Raw genomic sequence first — 22,152 nt, 5'->3', positions numbered from 1 at the left:
TATCTGTCACACACATATCCTATTTTGACCAAGACTATATTGTAAATGAGGTGACAACATGCCCATTACGAATCGATTTTCTACCACCACTAACGGCGCACTCGCAATTACAGGTAATACACTCGGGTTAAGTAAAATTAGTAATCAAAACCGTGCTGGTACAATCGGGGCAATTGGTGCATTCGTAACTACGAATACTGCTTTACAAGTACCTACTTTTCCTGCTGGTACAACACTAAACTATACACAAAATAGTTCTACCGCTATATTAAATATCCCTGCTGGTAGTACTATTCTTTACGCAGAACTTGTTTGGGGTGGAAACTATTTATCTCGTGATCAAAACATTACGAGTGTATTAGGGAATCCGGTTTCTTTTACAACACCTGTTTCAACATACTCGATTACCCCTTCAGCTGTTACAGCTTCTAATCAAACATTCGTTTCTGGATCTGTCACATTTGGATTCTATACACGATCCGCAGATGTAACATCACTCGTGCAAGCTGCTGGATCTGGATCCTATACAACTGGCTCTGTCCCTGGACTTGTTGATCCTCTAGATGCTTCTAACGGGGCTATCAATTCTTCTGGATGGACGCTCATTGTCGCTTATCAAAACGGTTCCTTACCCGCAAGAAATTTAACAATTTACGTAGCTGGTAACCGTGTTTCTGTAGAAACTGGTAGTGCAGATGTATCTGTCTCAGGATTTTTAACACCTGCCGGGGGACCTGTAAGCGGGAGATTGTTTATAAGTTCTACTGAAGGGGATGCTGATTTAACTGGAGATCAAGCATTATTCGGACCAAATTTCAGTTCATTAAATGCTTTATCTGGGCCAAATAATGCTGTAAATAATTTCTTCGGTTCTCAAGTTAATAATGCTGCTGGAAATTTAGATACAACTGGGACATTTGGAACAAGAAATCAAAGTGCTTCTACAAGCACAAATATATCCGCCGGCCGGCAAGGTTGGGACATTACTTCCATTGATATTTCTCCTTATTTAACAAACTCACAAGTTTCCGCCGCAATCCGTTTAACAACTAACGGAGATGCCTATATGTTAAATACAGTCGGTTTACAAATCAATATAAATTCACCAAATATACAAGCAACGAAAAACGTGAATAAAAGTGTCGCTGCCATTGGAGATGTTCTCACTTATACCGTTACTATCCCTAATACCGGGCTTCTGCCTGCTAATAACGTTACTTTTACAGACATACTCCCTAACGGCACTTCCTTCATACCTGGAAGCGTGACGATAGATAACGTACCACAAACAAATGCAAATCCTGCCGCTGGTATATCTCTCGGAACAATTAATAATAACTCTTCTCGTACAGTAACTTTCCAAGCAACTGTCGTTTCTCTTCCAAATCAAAACCCTATCTCTAACACCGCTAATATTACCTTTCAATATACACCAATTGCCGGAGGAACAACCTTTAACGGTCTCGCAACAAGCAACTCTGCAGGAACACAAATTAATCTTGCAGATATTAATGGCACAAAATCAGTTAACAAAATCTTTACCGATATTGGCGAAACGTTAACTTACAGTATTGCCTTAGCTAATATAGGAAATATCCCTGCAACTAACGTTATATATACAGATCCAATTCCAAGTGGGACTACTTTCATTCCAGGGAGTGTAACTGTTAACGGAGTTACTCAAGCTGGGGCAAATCCCGCAAATGGGATATCAATTGGATCTATTGCTGCTAATTCTACGACTACTGTTTCATTTCAAGTACTCGTTCCTTCTATCCCGCAAACAAACCCAATATTAAATAGCGGTACAACAACTTATCAATACATTCCTGTACCAAATCAACCAGCAGTAAGTGGGACTGATACGACGAATATTGTCTCTACTCAAGTGAATAATGCTACTGTAACTATGGCAAAAGCAGTAGATAAAAACTATGCAGATATTGGCGATACACTGACTTACACTGTTGCCTTTACAGCTACAGGTAATACGAATGCGAACAATGTTATTTTTACAGATGTCATTCCTAACGGAACCACTTTTGTCCTTAACAGTTTAACAATAGATGGCACGACACAAGTTGGAGCAAATCCTGCTAATAGTGTGAACATTGGATCTATCCCAACTGGTACAACAAAAAATATTTCATTTCAAGTAGTAGTAAACACAATACCTGCGTCAAATGTCGTATCTAATGGATCCAGCGCTTCTTATCAATATACTGTAAATCCTAGCCAATCACCCGTTACAAAAAACATCTCTTCTAATCTTGTTTCCACTCAAATTAACAACGCGAATGTAACAGTAACAAAATCAACAAACAAACAATTTGCCACAATTGGCGAAACGATAAGTTATACAATCCTTATTACAAACAGTGGAAATACAGCTGCAACTAACGTGCAACTAACAGATCCACTTCCAAATGGAACGATATTGACTCCTGGTACTGTAACACTAAACGGCGTTTTGCAAAATGTAGATTCTCTCATTGCCTTACCTATCGGCACAATTCCTGGCGGAGCTACTTTTACCCTTTCTTTCCAAGTAACAGTCATCAATATTACCGCCCAAAATCCTATCATTAATAATGCTTTCGCCTCTTATCAATATACTGTAAATCCAAGTCTGCCACCGACATTGAAAACAGCAAATTCTAATTCTGTAACATCAACAATTAGACTAGCAAATCTTCATACTAACAAGTCTGTAAATCAAACGTTTGCGGAAGTTGGAGATGTATTAACTTATACCTTTTCTCTTACAAACGATGGAAATGTTGCGGCGAACAATGTAGTACTATCCGATTCAATTGCAAATGGTACTGCCTTTGTACCAAACAGTGTTACGATTAACAGTGTTGCTCAACCAGGTGTTACACCAGCTAGCATCAATATTGGTAGCATCAATGCTAATACTACAATTACAGCTTCATTCCAAGTAGTAATAACTAGCATTCCAAACCCAAATCCTATTTCAAATAGCGCTTCCATCTCCTATAACTTTATCGTTGATCCAAACGCTTCACCTGTAAGTAAGAACACTACTTCAACCACTACATTTACTCAAGTAAACGATGCAAATGTCATTTCGGCAAAAACGGTGGATCGAGAGTTCGCTACCGTTGGAGATATATTAACTTATACCATTCTTTTAACGAATGCAGGAAGTGTTTCTGCTGATAGTCCCACTTTCGTAGATACAAATCCAGATGGCACTACCTTTATTCCAAACACTTTCCTTATTAACGGTTTACTTCAAAATAATGCAGATCCAAATATAGGTGTTCCGTTACCTGCCATTCCTGCTAACGGCTCACTTACCGTCTCTTATCAAGTAACTGTCACCTCTTTACCAGTACAAAATCCAACAATAAATTCATCTAGTACACAATATAGCTTTATTCTAAATCCAGGTGATCCACCAACTATAGAAACATCTTTAAGTAATACTGTAAGTACACAAATTAATTTAGCAAATGTAATTATTTTCAAAAATGTAGACTTAACTATCGCAGATGTTGGGCAACCAATCACATATACAATTGCCTTAGCCAATCCTGGGAATACTCCAGCAAATAATGTAGTTGTTACCGATATACTACCTCCTGGCACAACTCTTGTACCAAATAGTATTTTTATAGGTGGTGCTTTACAGCTAGGTGCGGATCCAAATGTTGGCCTTCAAGTTGGTACGATTCCAGCAGGCGGAATTACAACTATTGTTTTCCAAATTAGTACAAATAGTTTACCTTCACCAAATCCAGCGCAAAACAGTGCTACACTTCAATATAGCTTTATCGCCGATCCAAATTTACCTGCTATTGTTAAAAATGCTACTAGCAATATAGTAACAACACAAATTAACACCGCTAGTATTGTTGCTACGAAACTAACAAGTACAAATTTCGCTGATGTTGGCGATATCATAACCTATGCAACTATTTTAACGAATAACGGCAATATCCCTGCCTCTAATGTAACGTTTACAGATAGCATTCCAGCTGGTACCATCTTCCTTCCTAATACTGTAACGATTAACGGTGTCCCTATAGCTAATGCAAATCCTGCTAATGGCATTTTAATTGGTACGATAGGAGCAAATTCATCACGTACTGTTGCATTCCAGGTTTTTGTACCAAGTATCCCTGCTGTAAATCCGATTACAAATCAATCGGGCACAACATTCCAATACACGTACGATCCATCCAAACCTGCTGTAATGCAGATGGTTGCTTCTAACACTGTACAAACAACTATTAATAACGCTACGATTACCTCTACGAAATCTGCAGATAAACAGTTTGCTAACGTAAATGATACGATTACTTACACGACCACTTTAACGAATACTGGAAACACTCTGGCATCAAATGTGATTTTTACAGATGTAATTCCAAACGGAACATCATTTATTCCTAATAGTGTAACAGTAAACGGGAATACACTCCCTAATACAAATCCAGCAAGTGGAATTGCAATTGATCCAATAAGTCCTAATACAAGTACAACAATCTCATTTCAGATAAAAGTAAACTCCATACCTAGTCCGAATCCAATTCCGAACCAAAGTAATACTACGTACCAATACGTCGTAAATCCTAGCTTACCTCCAGTATCCGCCAATACGTTAAGTAACGTAATAACAACTCAAATTAATAATGCTACTATTGTCGCTACGAAGTCTGTAAATACACCGACAGCTGCAATTGGTGATATCGTGACCTATACGATTGCAGTAACAAATACAGGTAATATCCCTGCTAGTGCAACTGTTTTAACGGATGGGCTTGGCGCAGGGGCTTCCTTTATCCAAAACTCCGTAACGATCAATAATGTTCCACAACCAGGATTAGATCCATCACTTGGTGTTCACTTAGCAGATATTTCGCCAGGAGATACTGTATTCATTACTTTTCAAGCACAAATTTTAGCGATACCACCTAGTGGCACATTAACAAATAATGCTCTTGTAAATTATGAATATACCGTGAATCCAAACCAATCACCTGCTGTTGGTAGTACAATTACGAATACGACGGTTACTCCAATTATTGATGCTACTTTAGTTTTAAATAAAAATGCGAGTACAACTTTCGCTACGATTGGTGATACGATTACATTCACTTCATCTGTTACAAACACAGGAAATACTACTGCAAACAACATTGTTTTTACAGATGCAATTCCAAACGGTACTTCCTTTGTCCCAAATAGCTTTAAAATAAATGGTGTAACCGTCCCGAATGCAAATCCACAAAACGGTATCAATATTGGTAACTTGAATGCAAATGCATTGATCACACTCAGTTTTCAAGTAAACATTACAACGCTTCCAAACCCTAATCCAATTCCGAACAAATCATCGCTTCAATATAGCTTTATTGTTGATATAAATGAGCCGCCTGTTTCACGAACAGTTCAATCCAATAAAACTTTTACACAAGTAAATACTGCTTCCGTTATCGCAACAAAAACTGCAAACAGTGCATTTGCTACTGTTGGAGATACAATTACGTATACAACTACCCTCACGAATAGCGGAAATACTACCGCAAACACACCTGTTTTTATCGATATATTACCACCTGAATTTTCATTCGTTCCTGATAGCGTACAAATTAACTCCATCCCACAACTTGGATTTAGGCCAGATAGCGGGATTTCTTTAGACTCAATTCCAGTTGGAGGAACGACAACAATTAGCTTTCAAGCTATTGTCGGCTCAATTCCAGCTACAAATCCAACATTGAACCAATCTAGCACAACATACTCCATCATTGTCGACCCTACCCAGCCACCGGTGACAGAAACAGCTACAAGTAATCCAACTTTAGTTCAAATTAATGAAGCAATTATTCAAGCAACGAAAAGTGTGGACCGTATCTTTTCTGACGTCGCACCTGGAAATTCATTTTTAACGTATACTGTTTTATTAGAAAATATAGGGAACACAACTGCTACTAATATCATTTTTACAGATCCGATTCCAAATAATACAGTATTTATAGAGGATAGCGTTCGAGTAGGTGGGGCTTTATTACCTGGAGTAAATCCAGCGAACGGGATACCAATTGGAGATATTATTGCAGGAGATTTTATAAACGTTACCTTCCGTGTGCAAGTAGTTAGCATCCCAAATCCTATTTTTACAATCGGACCTGGAGGACCAAACTCACCAGTTGTAAACGGAGCTTCCATTGATTATCAATTTATGACAGGACCGAATTTACCACTCGTTTCAAGAAGTACGACATCCAATCCTGTTTCGACACAAATAAATTCTGGGGAAATTGTGGCAATCAAATCTGTAGATAAAACTTTCGCAACGATTGGCGATACAATTTCTTATACAATTACATTAAGTAACCCTGGAAATGTCACTTCACAAAATATAATTTTTACAGATATTTTACCTGAAGGAACAACATTTATTTCCGGAACTTTGACAAATGATTCTGGTACACAGCAAATTGGAAATCCAGCTAGCAGGATTCAGATTGGAAATATAAATCCAAGTGGAACGGCCGTTATAACTCTCAATGTACTTGTTACAAACATTCCAAGTATAAATCCAATTTCTAATTTTAGTTCTGTACAATTTGCACATGTGGTTGATCCTAGCCAACCTGCCGTATCACAAACGAATGTATCTAATGCTGTTTCGACAACAATTAATAGTGCAATATTAACAACCCAAAAAAGTGCTGATAAATCTATCATTTCCGTCGGTGATACAGTTACGTATACAACTACGATTACGAATACAGGAAATACACCAGCTACGAATATTACCTTCACGAGCGCAATTCCAGCTAGCACTACCTTTATACCAAACTCAGTCACAATAAATGGAGTTCAGCAATTTGGTGCGCAACCAGCACTTGGAGTAACTATACCAAACATCGCTCCTGGTGAAACCGTAACCGTTACTTTCCAAGTAAATGTTCTTTCTGTTCCCCCTTCAAGTTCAATTATGGGTAACGATACAATTTTATATTCTTACACTGTTGATCCAAACGGAACTCCTGTTACAGCTTCTACTTCAACGAATATCGTTACAAACCCGGTACTAGATGCTATGATAACGATGGTAAAATCGGTCGATCAAACACTTGTAACATTAGGTGATACCATTACCTACACGACGCTTTTGACAAATACCGGTAATACAAACGCTACGAATATTACTTTCACTGACCTTATACCAGATGGTACAACGTTTATTACTGATAGCGTTATAATAGATGGCATCACACAAATCGGACTCAACCCTAATACAGGTATAACAATTGGATCAATTGCTCCTAACAAATCAATATCTATAGCATTTCAAGTTACCGCTACTTCTACACCAGTCCAAAATCCTATTGCCAATTCCGCTACTGCTTCTTACACATTTATCGCTGATCCAAATGCACCGATTGTTTCAAGAAATGTTACTTCAAACACAACATTTACTACAATTAATACAGCTACCATTCTTTCATCTAAACAAGTTGATAAAGCATTTAGCCACATCGGAGATACTCTCACTTACACTGTCGCTTTAACAAACAATGGAAACTCATCTGCACAAAATGTTATTTTCACAGATACTATGCCGAACGGAACTACATTTATTGCAAACACATTCTCCATTAATGGAATTCCTCAAAGTGGTGCGAATCCAACAAACGGTGTAAATATTGGGCCTATAACAGCGGGGGCTACAGTAAATGTTTCCTTCCAAGTAAACGTGACCTCATTACCAGCCGAAAACCCAATTGTAAATTTCTCATCGACATCATATCAATTAGTCTCACCGCCTGATGCAGAAACTTCAATTAGCAATCCTGTTTCAACGCAAATTAAAGAAGCCATATTATCTATGACGAAGAATGAAAGTGCATCCTTTGCAGATATCGGGCAAACTGCTTTTTACACTACTTCTATTTCCAATATAGGAAATACGGATGCAGCTAATATAGTATTCACAGATGTATTACCAAGTGGACTCACATTTGTTCCTAACACACTAACTGTCGATGGCGTTTTACAACCGAATGCGAATCCAAATACAGGTGTATTACTTGCAACACTTCCACCAAATGAAATATACAGTATCGTCTTTCAAGTTACGGTTAACAGCATTCCACCTATTAATCCAGCACCGAATACAGCATCAACGACATATGAGTTTATTGTTGATCCTGTTAATCCTCCAGTATCGAGTTCAGCTACTTCCAACACTACGCTTCTTCAAATAAACAACGCAAATATTATAAGTACAAAAACAGCAGATCTTACTTTTGCTGATGTTGGTAATACAATAACATTTACACTTAACCTCCCTAATACCGGGAATGTGACCGCAACTGATGTTACCGTTATCGATATACTTGATAGCAATTTAACTTTTGTTCCAAACAGTTTCACAGTTAATGGGCAAACCATTCCAAACGCTGATTTATCTACTGGTGTAAATATAGGTTCCATTAATGGTGGTACTACGGCAATCGTCACATTCCAAGCAACTGTTACTACACTTCCAACACTGAATCCAATATCTAATTCTACTTCAACCACATATCATTACGTCGTTGATCCTAGCCAGCCACCTATTACAACTTCCAATCAATCTAATACAACGACCACACAAATTAATAGTGCTATCCTTACTGCACAAAAAAATTCAAATGTATCAACGGTAGATATCGGGCAGGATATCATCTACACCGTTACAATTACAAATAGCGGAAATGTTAGTGCAACGAATGTTATTTTTACCGACCTTATTCCAGACGGAACTTCCTTTGAACCGAATAGTTTTACACTTAACGGAATTAGCATCCCAAATGCAAATATAATTACAGGTGTTCCAATTGGTGATATCGCGCCAAACCAATCTGTCATCGTAGCATTTCATATTAATGCCAATGAAATTCCGCCTATAAATCCAATTTCCAACCAAGCTAGCGTTAGCTTCCAACATATCGTTAATCCAGCAAATCCTCCAGTTTCAAAAAATATTACTTCTAACAACGTCACAACAAAAATTGAAAGTGCTATTTTAAACACGATTAAAATCGGAGATAAAGCTTTTGCAACGATCGGTGATACAATTACGTATACAACTACGATTACGAACACAGGAAATATTCCAGCTAACAATGTTGTTTTCTCAGACCCTTTACCGACATGGACACAATTTGTTGCAGGATCAGTTGTTGTTGATGGCACTTCATTATCATCCGCTTCTATTATTGACGGTGTTGGTATAAATACAATCAATCCAAATCAAACTGTAACAATCATATTCCAAGTTCAAATTGTAAGCAATCCAACAACATTCACTCCTGAACTCCAAAACTTAGGATTTGTTAACTTCCAATATAACGTAGGCAATGCATTACAGGCTCAACCTGGCAATGTGGAAACGAACGTCTTCGTTACTTCTATTAACTCAGCAATACTTTCAGCTGTAAAAACTGCTAATACAGCTTTTGCAAATATCGGTGACACGATCACTTATACCATTTTAATTCAAAATAGTGGAAATACAAACGCTACGAATGTAAACTTCTCAGACCTGATTCCAGCAGGAACGACCTTTGTTGAAAATAGTTTTGTTGTAAATGGAAGTACCATTCCAGGTGCAAATCCAAATAACGGAGTTAATATCGGAACCGTTAGCGCGGGTAGTTCCTTAACTGTTACTTTCCAAGTCGTAGTTACATCTACTCCACCTTCAAATCCAATTACAAACGTTGCATCTATTCAATACACATTTATTGTTGATCCGACTGCTCCTCCTGTTACAGGCACAATAAATTCTAATAGCGCTTCAACACAAATTAATAACGCTACTGTTACAACTGTTTTAGAAGCAAATCGAACAATCGTATCTATCGGAGATGTAATTACGTATACAGCAACATTAACGAATACTGGAAACTTCCCTGCAAACTCTGTATTACTCATTAACGGAGTTCCTGAAGGAGCATTATTTGTTCCAAATAGTGTCACGCTTAATGGGGTTTCACTGCCAGATGCAAGTCCAACTCTCGGTATTCCAGTTGGTATTATCGCACCAGGTGATTCTGCTACTATTACGTTCCAATTTCTTGCAAACTCTATTCCACCCCAAGGAGCAATTATAAATCAAGCACTTACAAGTTACACGTATATTGTTGATCCGAGTCAACCTCCAGTTACAGCAACATCTTCATCTAATACGGTTACTACAGCTGTCGTTGATGCATCATTATCTGTAATTAAAAATACAGATTCTCTCGTACAATCTACTGACGGTACAATCACTTACACTGTAGTCGTTCAAAATAACGGGAATACTACGGCAAATACAGTTACTTTAACAGATTTAGTACCAGAAGGAACGGCATTCATTCCGAATAGCGTGACCATTAATACTATTTCAGTTCCAGGTGCTGATCCAAACGTAGGGATACCATTAAACTCTATCGCACCGTTAGAAATTGTCACCGTCACATTCCAAGTTACCGTTCAATCCATTCCAAGCGTGAATCCAATTTCTAATATAGCCCGTATTGACTATACTTTTATCGCCGATCCAACTGCTCCTATCATCTCTCGAACAATTACGTCTAACCCAGCTTTCACACAAATTTCGGATGCGAATATTCTTTCTTTAAAAGCAGTCAATGCACAACAAGCAACAACTGGCGACATTTTAACCTACACAATAACACTAGAAAATACCGGAAATATTCCAGCTACAAATCTCATATTTTCAGATACTATTCCAGAAGGGACTACATTCGTAGAAAATAGTTTTACACTTAACGGAACAGCTATACTTGGTGCCAATCCAAATGTAGGTGTTACTTTGCCTAACCTAGCAGCAAACGCTACTCACCTGATTTCGTTCCAAATTCTTATTAACGCTCCATTCTCGCAAGAATCGATTACAAATCAATCTAATACAACTTATACAATTCAGCCAGATCCAGGGCAACCTCCTATTAATGAAACATCTACAAGTAATATCGTCATTACAAATTTCGTGCAAGCACAATTAATAATTACAAAAACATCCAATCCAATAACTGTGGATATTGGTGGAACTATACTTTATATTTCGGAAGCGAGAAATATAGGCAATGTTGACGCAATAAATATTATTTTCACAGATTCTATTCCAGCTGGGACTACATTCGTTCCCGATAGTGTCACAATTAACGGTGTACTTCAGCCTGGTGTAAATCCTGAAAATGGAATACCAATTGGAACGATTCCACCAAACAGTTCAAAAACAATACTATTTCAAGTACAAACAAATAATCCACCTACTGAAACCGAAATTGTAAATCAATCATCTGTAAATTATCAATATGTAAGTATTCCTACAGCTCCACCAGTGAATCGCTCTGCAAATTCTAATATCGTTACAACATCACTACAAAATGCAAATATTATTTCTGTTAAACAGGCCGATGTTACTTTCGTATCAATCGGGCAAAATATTACGTACACAAATACACTGCAAAATGTAGGAACCGTGCCAGCTAACAATACCGTGTTCATTGACAACATTCCAGAAGGTACTATATTCATTGAAGATAGCTTATCAATAAATAATGTGATTCAGCCTGGTGTGAATCCTGAAAATGGAGTAACTCTCGGCACGATACAACCAGATGAAACAGTCACTATTTCATTCCAAGTACAACTTACAAATATACCAGAGGGCAATACAGTCATTAACATTTCAGGCACTTCATATGAATACCAAATTGACCCTAGTTCTCCTATTATTCAGCGTAGATCGTTATCAAATGCAGTAAACACTGAAGTGCGGACGGCGAATGTTCGTGCAATTAAATCCGCTAACAGATCTATTACACGTATCGGTCAAATCATCACATATACAGTCGCCGTTACAAACGCTGGTACAGTACCTATTACAAATACTCTCCTAATTGACGCAATTGCTGCTGGCACCACATTCATTTCAAATAGCATCCTTGTAGATGGCATACCAAGACCTAATGAAAATCCAATTACCGGTATCAATCTTGGTATTATCCTTCCAAATAATACGATTATTGTTACGTTCCAAGTAAATGTAGTCTCTATACCACCACAAAATAACATTAATAATATCGCCGTCATTCACTATGAGTATCGACCAGACTCAAGCGCACCACCAATTTCAGAAACGACCTCTTCCAATAGTACAAATATACAATTTATTGATGCTATTCTTATTGCTACAAAATCCGCTAATACTGTATTAGCTAATATTGATGAAACCATTGTATATACAGTATTCATTCAAAATAATGGATCGACTACAACTAACTCTATCTTTTTTACAGATACTATAGCGGATGGAACAGTATTTATTCCAGGAAGTGTAATAGTTAATAATACTGTACTTCCTGCAGCAGATCCGAATATCGGCTTTTCCATTCCTAATGTCGCAGCAGGTCAAATGGCTACAATAACATTCCAAGTTTCCGTTACAAATTTACCTGCTGTAAATCCAACACCTAATACTGCAAACATCGTCTACGACTTTATTTTCAATCCTGACTTTGCACCAATTCAAAAATCCACTACTTCCAATACTACTTTCGTTCAAATTAATGATGCTGATGTCGTTTCACTTAAAACTGTTGATTTGACCTCTGTAACGATTGGTGACATTTTAACTTATACAACAACTTTAACGAATACAGGGAATACGAATGCCACTGCTGTTATATTTACAGACAATATTCCTGATGGAACAACCTTTATAGACGGTAGCGTTTTAGTAAATAACATTCCACAGCTTAACGCCAATCCAAGTACCGGTATACTTGTAGGAACGATTGCTCCTAACATTTCTATCCCAGTCAGATTTTCTGTTACCGTCGTAGCTCTTCCAGCTAGCGGCCATGTTCAAAATCAATCAACTTCTCGTTATACGATAAACGGGGAAGAAGAAATATCGACTAGTAACATTACCTTCACTGAAGTTATTTCTGCTAATGTAATTGCGACAAAAACAACACCTATCCAATATGCTGACCTACAAACTATCATCCCTTATACAATTTCCATCATAAATAACGGAAATATACAAGTGGAAAACATTATCGTTACAGATATCATCCCAGCAAATACGAGCTTTATAGAGAATAGCGTTATTGTGAATGGCAACGCTCGTCCAAATGACAACCCACTTAATGGTATACAAATTGATAACATTCCGCCTAATACGACAGCCACTATTCTATTCCAAGTACGGGTTACTTCCATTCCACAAACAAATCCAATCTCTAACACGAGTACAATTCAATATGAATACACAGTACCAGATCAACCACCTATTACCGAAACTATTATTTCATCAGCTGCTGTAACAGAAATTCATCATGCGAATTTGAATAGTAATAAAGCTGTTGACCTTGCATTTGCAACGGTCGGTGATACGTTAACGTATACGATTACACTCAATCAAACTGGTAATGTTGCAGCAAATAATGTAATCATTCAAGATATTATTCCTCAAGGTACTACGTTTATAGAAAATAGCGTCATTGTAAACGGAGAAACTCTTCCGGGAGTGAATCCAGTAAGTGGCATACCAATTGGCACTATAATAGTAGGTGGAAATGCTATCACTTCCTTCCAAGTAACTGTAACTTCTATTCCAACACCAAATGAACTCAACAACGAAGCAATTACTACTTTTAACTATATAGTCAACCCAAATAACTTACCTGTTACAAATACGACTACAACAAATACTGTCACAACAACTGTCCAAAATGATAATGTCGTTGCCACCAAGTCTGTTAATACCACGAATGCATTACCTAGTCAAACTTTAACGTATACAATTACAATTACGAATAGCGGTAATGTAACGATTGAAGATCTTCTTGCCATAGACACTGTACCAGTAGATACAACCTTCGTTACGGGCAGCGTTACGATTAACGGAATTAATCAGCCTAACGCAAATCCTGAAAATGGTATTACGTTAGGAAACCTTGCTCCTAATGAATCTGATATTATTACTTTCCAAGTAACAATATCTCCTTCAACTCTTCAATCTGCAATCAATAACGATGCTTCTGTTTCCTACACTGTTACCATTGATCCGAATGAACCGCCTATTACAATTACAAAGCAAACAAATACCGTTACAACAACAGTAGTTGATCCGATGGTTCGCATTGAAAAGACAGCTGATAAATCTATCGTAACAACAGGAGAGACCATAACTTTCACATTGGAAGTAATAAATCATTCACCAATTCCTACAATCAGTACTTCTGTCCTAGATATCATTCCAGCTGGTACAACATTTATAGAAAACAGCGTAACAATTAACGGTACTCCTGTTCCAAATGTTCGTCCAGACACTGGTATGAATATCGGCGCTTTACCTGCAGATGGAGTAGCAACGATAACATTTGAAGTTCTAGTCACTTCTATTCCTTCAAACAATACAATTGTCAATTCCGCAACAGTTACAGCAGCTTTCCAATTGACACCACAAGAACCGATTATTACTTTCATTGTTAATTCAAACATTGTACGCATACCAGTTCAATTTATAACTGCAACAGTAGTAAAAAACGCTTCCGTCAGCTCAGCTTATTTAAACCAATATTTTGATTATACGGTGCGTATTACGAATACTTCTGATATTTCACTTTCAAACGTTTCTTTACAAGATACCATTCCAGCAGGTTTACAATTTATGAACGGTACTGTCTTTATTAACGGTGAACGTTCTCCACTAGCGAATCCAAATATCGGTTTCCTAGTCGCTACTACTTTGGAACCAAACGAAACAATCAGCGTGTTATTCACAGTGCAAGTGATAAGTCCACCTGTTAATAATGAATTTAAAAATACGGCCAATATTTCGTTACAACTTCAAGTCTCGCCTACCGATCCACCAATTACAGTAACCGTTACAAGCAACGAAAACATTGTCGCCTTTATTTCAGACAATCCAGATGAAACACTTCCAAATTTAAATTGCTTCTTTGACGGGGAACGTTTTATACGCGTTACTCCTCGAAATATACGAAATTACTTTTGGGCTTGGATTTGGTGGAGGTAATAAAAAAGAAAAAGCTTGTAGTTTGGATAGTATCCAAACTACAAGCTTTTTTCATAAGCAAAATTATCAATTGCTAGCAGCACTGTATGCTACATGTCGTTTCTCAATTCTCTCTTCAATTTCTTTCATATTTTCTTTATTATTTAATAGTGATTGTTTATTTTCAATTAATAATTGTTTAAAAGATTTTCTCACTTTTTTTCTCATTTTCATTGTCCTCCTTGGGGGATGGTTTATATAAAAGATAAGGAATTATCTGTGTGCCCTTATAATAATTGATTGTTGTGAATTCCATTTGAACTTCATATGAAAATTCTGTTTATTTTCTGACAACTTTGTGAACACACAAAAAGAGATTCTCCTAAAACCATTTTGAAATTGCTTCATTTAATTATACAAATTACCATTTCCATCATCTTATATCGATTTATCTTGTCGAAATATTTAAAGTTTCATTACACATATTCCCACTTACTAAGAAACTGTTTTCCAAAACAAAAAGAAGGTGTCACCAAGTCAAAGTTCGACTTATGCAACATCCCTCTTACAAAACTATTTATAGCATATTGATTAATATTTCAGGTCTTCCCCAATTCATTTCTTCACAAACGAATCTAAGTTTTTCTTCATCCATTGTGTGCAATCCTTCTTCTAGTGAGCATGAAATTGGAACTTCACAGTGAATTTGTGCCAATTGTAATGAAATATCTAAGTTCTCTAAATCACTTTCAATCTTTGTACGCTGCGCTTTCGTTAATGATGATACATTTTCTAGTACAGCTGATACTGTTCCATGCTCTTGAATAAGCTTATACGCTGTCTTTTCACCAATACCTTTTACCCCTGGATAGTTATCACTCGTATCTCCCATGAACGCTTTCGCATGCACGATTTGCCACGGCTCTACGCCTTTTTCTTCCATAATTTTTTCTGGTGTGTAATATTCGTAATTTCCAATTCCTTTGCGCAAGAGCATAACTGTAACGTTCTTATCAACAAGCTGAAGTAAATCCGTGTCACCTGTTAAAATATAAACTTCCGCTTCATTGCAGTATTGTTTTGCAAGCGTACCGATACAATCATCCGCTTCATACCCTTTCATACCGATAACTGGAATGGACAATTTCGCAGTCATTTCTTGTACTAAATCAAATTGCGGAATTAATTCTTCAGGCGGCGCTGCACGATTCGCTTTATAATTTGAGAACGATTCTGTTCTAAATGTCGTACTTCCCATATCCCAGCATGTTACGATGTGTGTTGGTTCAATTGCTTGCATAGCTGTTAATAAATGTTTCATATAACCATGAATCCCGTTTGTAGGGGTACCATCTTGTCGTTTCATAAATTGTCCGTAGACACTTGTTGCGTAAAAAGCACGAAATAATAGTGCCATACCATCAACTAATAATACTTTTTTCATAATTCCTCTCCTACCCAAAAAATAATAACCCCACGTCATCACGTAAGGTTATATAAATAGATTACCATTCTACGTTTTTTCAACTTTGTCTATTATACATTGTTTTTGTATATTTAGCATCATTTACACATTAGGACGTTCTACTACAACAAGTATGAAGAATTCCTGAATACGTATTTTTCCCAGTCGAAACAACTACAGCCTTTGCATTTCCGCCAACAATATACGTCCCTTTGAAACATACATTTTCAAGTTCAAGTGGATTATAGTCTTTCATTCGTTTTAAAGGAATAAATCGTTTACGCTCAAGGTGATAGCAACTTTCAAATTTCTCAATACTTACATCTTTTCCTGTTAGCACAGATTCATTTACTAATAAATCATTCGCGTAAATGATACGTACATCTGCTGGTACTGTATCGCCTTCTGAAAGAAAAATCATATCACCAGGAACAAGTTCTTGTACTGGTAAATTCATCATTTTTAATTCACCGTTTAAACCTGTTACACTTGAACACGCTACTCGAGACACAGTAATTTTCTCACATTGTAATCTATCACGCACATGTTGTTTTGAAAAACCTGGGATCATTCCACTTAGCTTCATCATTACTTCTGCAATACGCGCTCTTTTTGAAGTTAATTCATTTCGGCCGTATACTTGAATGCGTTTTTGTGCCTCTTTCATAGATAATCCGTCTCTTGTTGTTTTAAAATACGCAAATACAGATTTTACATCTCTCGTTGCGATTTCAATTAATAAATCTTTATTTTTTTGAAGCATTGTTTGTTCTTTCATTGATTTTTTACTTAATTTATATGACGTGTTACCCACAGTTTTGTTTGCATATAACATAATATCGTCTCCTCCTGTACAACATAGGAAGAAACGCTTTGTTTCTCAATTTTTCCACTTTACCGCGAAAGTGTCTAGCGCTTAAACGTGCATATAAACGCTACATTACGATAAATATAGAGGGAGGAACAAGTCGTTTCCTGCCTACATCATATATTTTTGATTTGAAGTATATGGGTAACGGAACCGAGTCAGAATTTGACATGCTCCTCACCTCCTCGTTTAATTTTATAGTTTATACTATGAAACTACTCATAGCTTGGTAACAAAAAGACCCTTACTCCGAAAAGAGTAAAGGTCATGACATACACAAATAAACGATTCCTAATACAATTAGAAATCTACGGACCTCTCCCTCGCCGAGTTTTAGCACTGTATAGCATAGGTTCATTACCAGCTACGTTAAGAAAAACCTTAATTCGATCATTCCTGTTGACCCATTGGCGTCTCTCGACATTTTTGGGCAGTAGCATTTCTCTATACAGGAGCCTCACCTAACAGAGACTTATTTTTATTATATAGAAAATGTTACTCTTATTTAAAATAGATGTCAACAGTAGCCTACAATTTTTTCGAAAGGTATGGCAAACTAACGTATATAAAATAAAAAACCTCACGTTGTAACGTAAAGTTTTTAATAAGTTATACAACCAGCAATTACAATCCCAATGGAAAGCGATAAAAACATAAGAAAAAGACCGACTGCTTGATTATCTTCTTCAAGACTTTTGTTTATATTAAAGCGTGGTGTAAGCCACTCAGCTAAATAATAAACGATAATTTGAGCCAAAATACCAACTGCTCCCCACGAAACCATATCAAGAAGTGAAATAGAATTAGCTGCTGTCGAATATAAAACAATAGCTAACCCAAGTAATCGCCCTCCAAGTACATAGCTTACCGCCTTATTTCCTTGGGCCATTAGCTTAAATTCTTTTACTTTCGTTGTTACTTCCATTAGGAAAAGACCAATGCATAAAAGTCCCAATGTTACTGCTAAATATAATAAAAAATTAATCATATACTTTCCTCCTTTTTTATACCTACCGGTAAATAGTAAGATTCATTCCCCGTAATTTTTTCCCCTGCGCGAATACCGATACTGCTCGCTTTTCCGGCAATTAAAAACGAACCAAACACATACGACAGTTTCTCCATCCCTTTCTCTGTTTCCAAGGATACGACTGGAAGTTCTGTATACTTTTGAAATATCGGCAGTGACGCTTTATACGTTTGGTGTGCATTTTGAAGCATAATATGTCTGTCCTTATCGCGAATAGTAATTGTGTCCCCTTCTCTACCAAATGAAGGTTTTTGAACGAAAGAACCTTTTCCTAAAAATAAATCTGGTTCTAGATATGTAGGTAACATATATTCTTTAATCCACTGTTGTTCCTCATTTGTATAAAAGGCCTCTTCTTCTGCTAACCCCCAAATAAGACACTGGATTGATTTTGGCTGAAGTAAAAATGCTGACAATGGATTTATTATAAAAAGCTTTCCAGCTTTTACAAGTTGCAACAGTTCCACACCTACCAAGTCTCCTGTTTCAGGATCTTGATCCTCAATTAAATCTTCTATCGGATATGTTTGGCGATATAAAACATCAATCTGTACTCCATCCCTATCCACTAAAGCATCTTTTGTAATTCTAAGTTCTGACATTGGCACTACTTTATTTTCAACATGACATAACTGACTCAAATACATGGTCGTATTCCAATCCTCAATATGTTCATGATGTGCTGTAAAAACAACATTTGGGTTGTCTATTCCCTTGGTCGCTTCCATTATGGCTTTTGTAATACCAGAAGATAGTAATCGCTCTTGATCCGAGTTTGGATCATCATAGCCTAGTTTCTCGCAAACTTTTCCATTCATTTGAAAACATTCCATAATAAAAGTTGGTGTATCACTATTAAACTCGAGCATTTTAATTTGGTTATCACCTGTTAAAACGAAATCAAACCGCGAAATAACAGATTCAGGATATAACCCTTTCATTCTAATGAACGATAAGCTCGCAGGAGGAAACCCAAGTTCAAGAAGCTGTTCGTTACTTAAATTACGCAAAAGTCTAGCAGTCTTGAAAAATATTTTCCCCATTCGTTCAGTTGCTAATTGTAATTGTTTCATAGTCTGATTTGTTATAGAGAAAATATGAAACAAACTATACTCAGATTCATATAGATCCGACCAAAAATTCGGATATTTCGAATAAAACTCTTTTCGATCCCTTATGTACTGCGACATATTTTAGCCCCCAAATCCTCCCTTTGAACCGCTTCCAATTCCACCTTTAAATTCCGCAGACGATTGATACGATTTAAACGCCGATGAATTTTTAAAAGTGGATTTATTTTGATAGTATCGCCCACCATAAAAGTAATGCCCACGATAACCTGAACTACTATCATCACACTGCCATACCCCAAGTTCATCATCCCAATCCCAATCTGAACAACTATTATCATTCGGTTTTGGGGGAAGATCTTGTGCGCAGCCAAATAAGGTGCCGGTCATTAAAGACGTTACGACACCGCCTACTAGCCATTTCGTTTTTGTCACCTTCGCACTCCCCTTTTTAAATTCTATTCCTATTATATAAGATGGCATGATAAAGTAGAAGAAAAAGGAAGAAGAGGGATAAAATGCGCTTAGAATATCGACTTAATGATAAAACAAAAGGGTATCCTGCTTTATGGAACTACGCAAATATTTCTAATTCTGAAATCATCGCACGCATGACTTGTGAATATTTTATAAAAGATAAAAATACATATGTTGTTACTGCAACTTCAGTAGATCCAGACGGAACAGTAGTTATATATATTCAACAAGAAACTTTTTCTAACGATCCTTCAGATCCTACTTACTTCCACATCGGTTTTGAAATTAGAGAGCTAAAGGATACGAGTTCAAACTTGATTGAAAGTAAAGATGTATGGAACTATGAAGAAATTTTACCATCTCTTCATTCCGATATCATATTTATTCAGCGCGACGGCATGCATATGGAGTTCACTTTAGATTCAAGAGAGATTGATGAAGACAGAAAGTGCTATATTTATTATGGAAACTTCACAGTTGAATCAAGATAACATGGATAAATGTACGCAACAAAAAAACCTTACGTATAAAACGTAAGGTTTTTATTTAGCCCCACATATGCCGTTCTCTCTAGATGTCCATAAACCTGCTCTCACAGGTGGATGTTCTCACAAATGTTTGTAACTTCCTTCTTAAAAAGATGGCATGTTAGCTACATTTAAATATTGAACTTCCATATTAAACTTATTGGTTTAAGACATGCATAAGCTACGTACACCGTAGGAATTTTATATAATGTTAGTTGAAATAAGACCCCCGCACGTGCCGCTCCTCGTAAATGTCCAAAAACCCGCTACTCGCAGGTGGATGCCCTCACAGTTACCGTACATCTTCCTCCACAAGGAAGGCTTGATGATGGTCGCTAAATATTGAGCTTCCGTATAACTAACATCGGTTTTAGACATAAATAAGTTACGTACACCGCAGGATGTATTATTTACTTGTCGTTATATTATCACATTGTTTCCAATGTGTAAAATACAAAGTTTTTCGAGCAATTTCTTGCTTGTGACCTTATTTTAATACAAATTATTTTTGCATGCAAGTGATTAATCTTCTTCTTTAGCAATTTGATTTTCTGGATAAGAAATCCAATCACTCCAGCTACCTGCATACAATTTAACATTTTGGAATCCAGCTAATTTCAATGCAAGGATATTTGGACATGCTGTAACACCAGAACCACAATATACAATTGTTTCCTTATCTTTCGAAAGGTTTTGGAATCGTTCTTGTTGCTGTGCTTCATTCTTAAATTGTCCTGATTGCAGCATTCCATCCTTCCAAAAATAGTTTACTGCTGTTGGAATATGTCCTGCTTTTGGATCAACTAGTTCCTCTACACCAGCATAACGTTTTGCCTCTCTAGAATCAATTAACGTAACATCTGCACCTGCATGAATATTCTCTCTGACCGTTTCCATCGTTACAAGCATACGATCTTGTATATTGGCTTTGAATGTTTTTCGTATAGCAACAGGCATTTCCGTTGTTACCGGTAGTCCATTCTCTTTCCATGCTGGAAATCCGCCATCTAATATATATACTTTCTCATGTCCTACATAGTTTAGTAACCACCAGAAACGGGAAGCATTTGCACTCGCTTGACTGTCATATGCAACTACTGTCGTATGTTCATCAATACCAGCTCGCGAAAGCTTGTCTGCAAACTCCTCGATATTTGGCAACGGATGACGACCACCATGTTCTGTTACAGGACTTGATAAATCTACATTCAAATCAAAATATAACGCATGAAGAATATGTTCTTCCTCATACTTTTCTCTACCCCAATTAGGATTCGCTAAATCAAAACGACAATCGATTATACGGACGTTCTCATCTTCTATATGCTCACGTAACCATTCGACTGTAACTATCATCTTTAACGACCTTCTTTCTCTTGCAAACGACTTACATACTCCATAACCATTTCTTCTGTAACATATTTACGCTGTAGTGTAACACCATTTTTTGCAAGAGCATTAATTTGCTTTGTTACACCATTAATGACATCAACCGAAAATTCTTTCCCATTTGACGCAAGAGATACGGCTGCTTCAATAGCTGCTTCACGCTGCGCATCTAATTGTAAACATGCTTTTACACTTTCATTTTGTTTACGAGAATGTGCTGTAATTGCTTTATGTACTTCCATCTTCTCTTCCCCCT

General features: G+C 36.9%; 10 protein-coding genes, 2 other RNA genes and 1 riboswitch. Of the genes, 2 read left to right on the top strand and 10 right to left on the bottom strand.

Annotated features, from left to right (window positions below; translation table 11 throughout):
* Positions 1–58 precede the first annotated feature (58 nt).
* Positions 59–15,091 carry a DUF7507 domain-containing protein gene (locus ACXY7N_RS06770; RefSeq protein ID WP_488592336.1) on the top strand — a complete coding sequence of 5,011 codons (15,033 nt, stop codon included), beginning with the start codon at positions 59–61 and terminating at the stop codon, positions 15,089–15,091.
* A 66-nt stretch (positions 15,092–15,157) separates the two neighbouring features.
* Here the strand turns inward: ACXY7N_RS06770 and ACXY7N_RS06765 are convergent, their stop codons facing one another.
* The 6 genes from ACXY7N_RS06765 to ACXY7N_RS06740 form a co-directional block, all read right to left on the bottom strand.
* On the bottom strand, positions 15,158–15,298 hold the full coding sequence (locus ACXY7N_RS06765) for an FbpB family small basic protein (protein ID WP_016088576.1): 141 nt from the start codon (positions 15,296–15,298) through the stop codon (positions 15,158–15,160).
* Between the two features lie 349 nt (positions 15,299–15,647).
* The gene (locus ACXY7N_RS06760; protein WP_016088577.1) at positions 15,648–16,514 is read right to left on the bottom strand and encodes a 5'-3' exonuclease; all 867 of its coding nucleotides are present in this window, start codon (positions 16,512–16,514) and stop codon (positions 15,648–15,650) included.
* A 130-nt stretch (positions 16,515–16,644) separates the two neighbouring features.
* Positions 16,645–17,370: a P-type ATPase actuator domain-containing protein gene (locus tag ACXY7N_RS06755; protein ID WP_098560734.1), complete on the bottom strand. Its 726-nt coding sequence runs from the start codon at positions 17,368–17,370 to the stop codon at positions 16,645–16,647.
* Between the two features lie 343 nt (positions 17,371–17,713).
* Positions 17,714–17,879: riboswitch (M-box (ykoK) riboswitch) on the bottom strand.
* A 125-nt stretch (positions 17,880–18,004) separates the two neighbouring features.
* Positions 18,005–18,391, bottom strand: a complete 387-nt coding sequence (locus tag ACXY7N_RS06750) for a DUF350 domain-containing protein (RefSeq protein ID WP_000606861.1) — start codon at positions 18,389–18,391, stop codon at positions 18,005–18,007.
* Complete coding sequence (locus ACXY7N_RS06745; RefSeq protein WP_488592335.1) at positions 18,388–19,623, bottom strand: glutathionylspermidine synthase family protein; 1,236 nt, start codon at positions 19,621–19,623, stop codon at positions 18,388–18,390. The genes ACXY7N_RS06750 and ACXY7N_RS06745 overlap by 4 nt, the downstream gene beginning before the upstream one ends.
* Positions 19,624–19,626: 3 nt before the next feature.
* On the bottom strand, positions 19,627–19,938 hold the full coding sequence (locus ACXY7N_RS06740; RefSeq protein WP_000169030.1) for a hypothetical protein: 312 nt from the start codon (positions 19,936–19,938) through the stop codon (positions 19,627–19,629).
* A gap of 83 nt (positions 19,939–20,021) precedes the next feature.
* On the opposite strand from ACXY7N_RS06740, the gene ACXY7N_RS06735 reads away from it, so the two are divergent.
* Positions 20,022–20,471 carry a hypothetical protein gene (locus ACXY7N_RS06735; RefSeq protein WP_488592334.1) on the top strand — a complete coding sequence of 150 codons (450 nt, stop codon included), beginning with the start codon at positions 20,022–20,024 and terminating at the stop codon, positions 20,469–20,471.
* Between the two features lie 54 nt (positions 20,472–20,525).
* Here the strand turns inward: ACXY7N_RS06735 and ssrS (ACXY7N_RS06730) are convergent.
* The 4 genes from ssrS (ACXY7N_RS06730) to ACXY7N_RS06715 all read right to left on the bottom strand — a co-directional run bounded on the left by ssrS (ACXY7N_RS06730) (position 20,526) and on the right by ACXY7N_RS06715 (position 22,138).
* A non-coding RNA gene (ssrS, locus tag ACXY7N_RS06730) (6S RNA) lies at positions 20,526–20,709 on the bottom strand.
* 21 nt (positions 20,710–20,730) lie between these two features.
* Positions 20,731–20,913: non-coding RNA, 6S RNA (gene ssrS / locus ACXY7N_RS06725), on the bottom strand.
* Positions 20,914–21,029: 116 nt separating this feature from the next.
* Complete coding sequence (locus ACXY7N_RS06720; RefSeq protein WP_016134032.1) at positions 21,030–21,863, bottom strand: sulfurtransferase; 834 nt, start codon at positions 21,861–21,863, stop codon at positions 21,030–21,032.
* 2 nt (positions 21,864–21,865) lie between these two features.
* Positions 21,866–22,138 carry a YpbS family protein gene (locus ACXY7N_RS06715; RefSeq protein ID WP_488592333.1) on the bottom strand — a complete coding sequence of 91 codons (273 nt, stop codon included), beginning with the start codon at positions 22,136–22,138 and terminating at the stop codon, positions 21,866–21,868.
* Positions 22,139–22,152 lie beyond the last annotated feature (14 nt).

The sequence above is a fragment of the Bacillus sp. 5w2 genome (genome assembly GCF_054353775.1).
The sequence above is the reverse complement of the archived record's forward strand: the minus strand, read 5'-3'. Positions and strand labels throughout refer to the sequence as shown.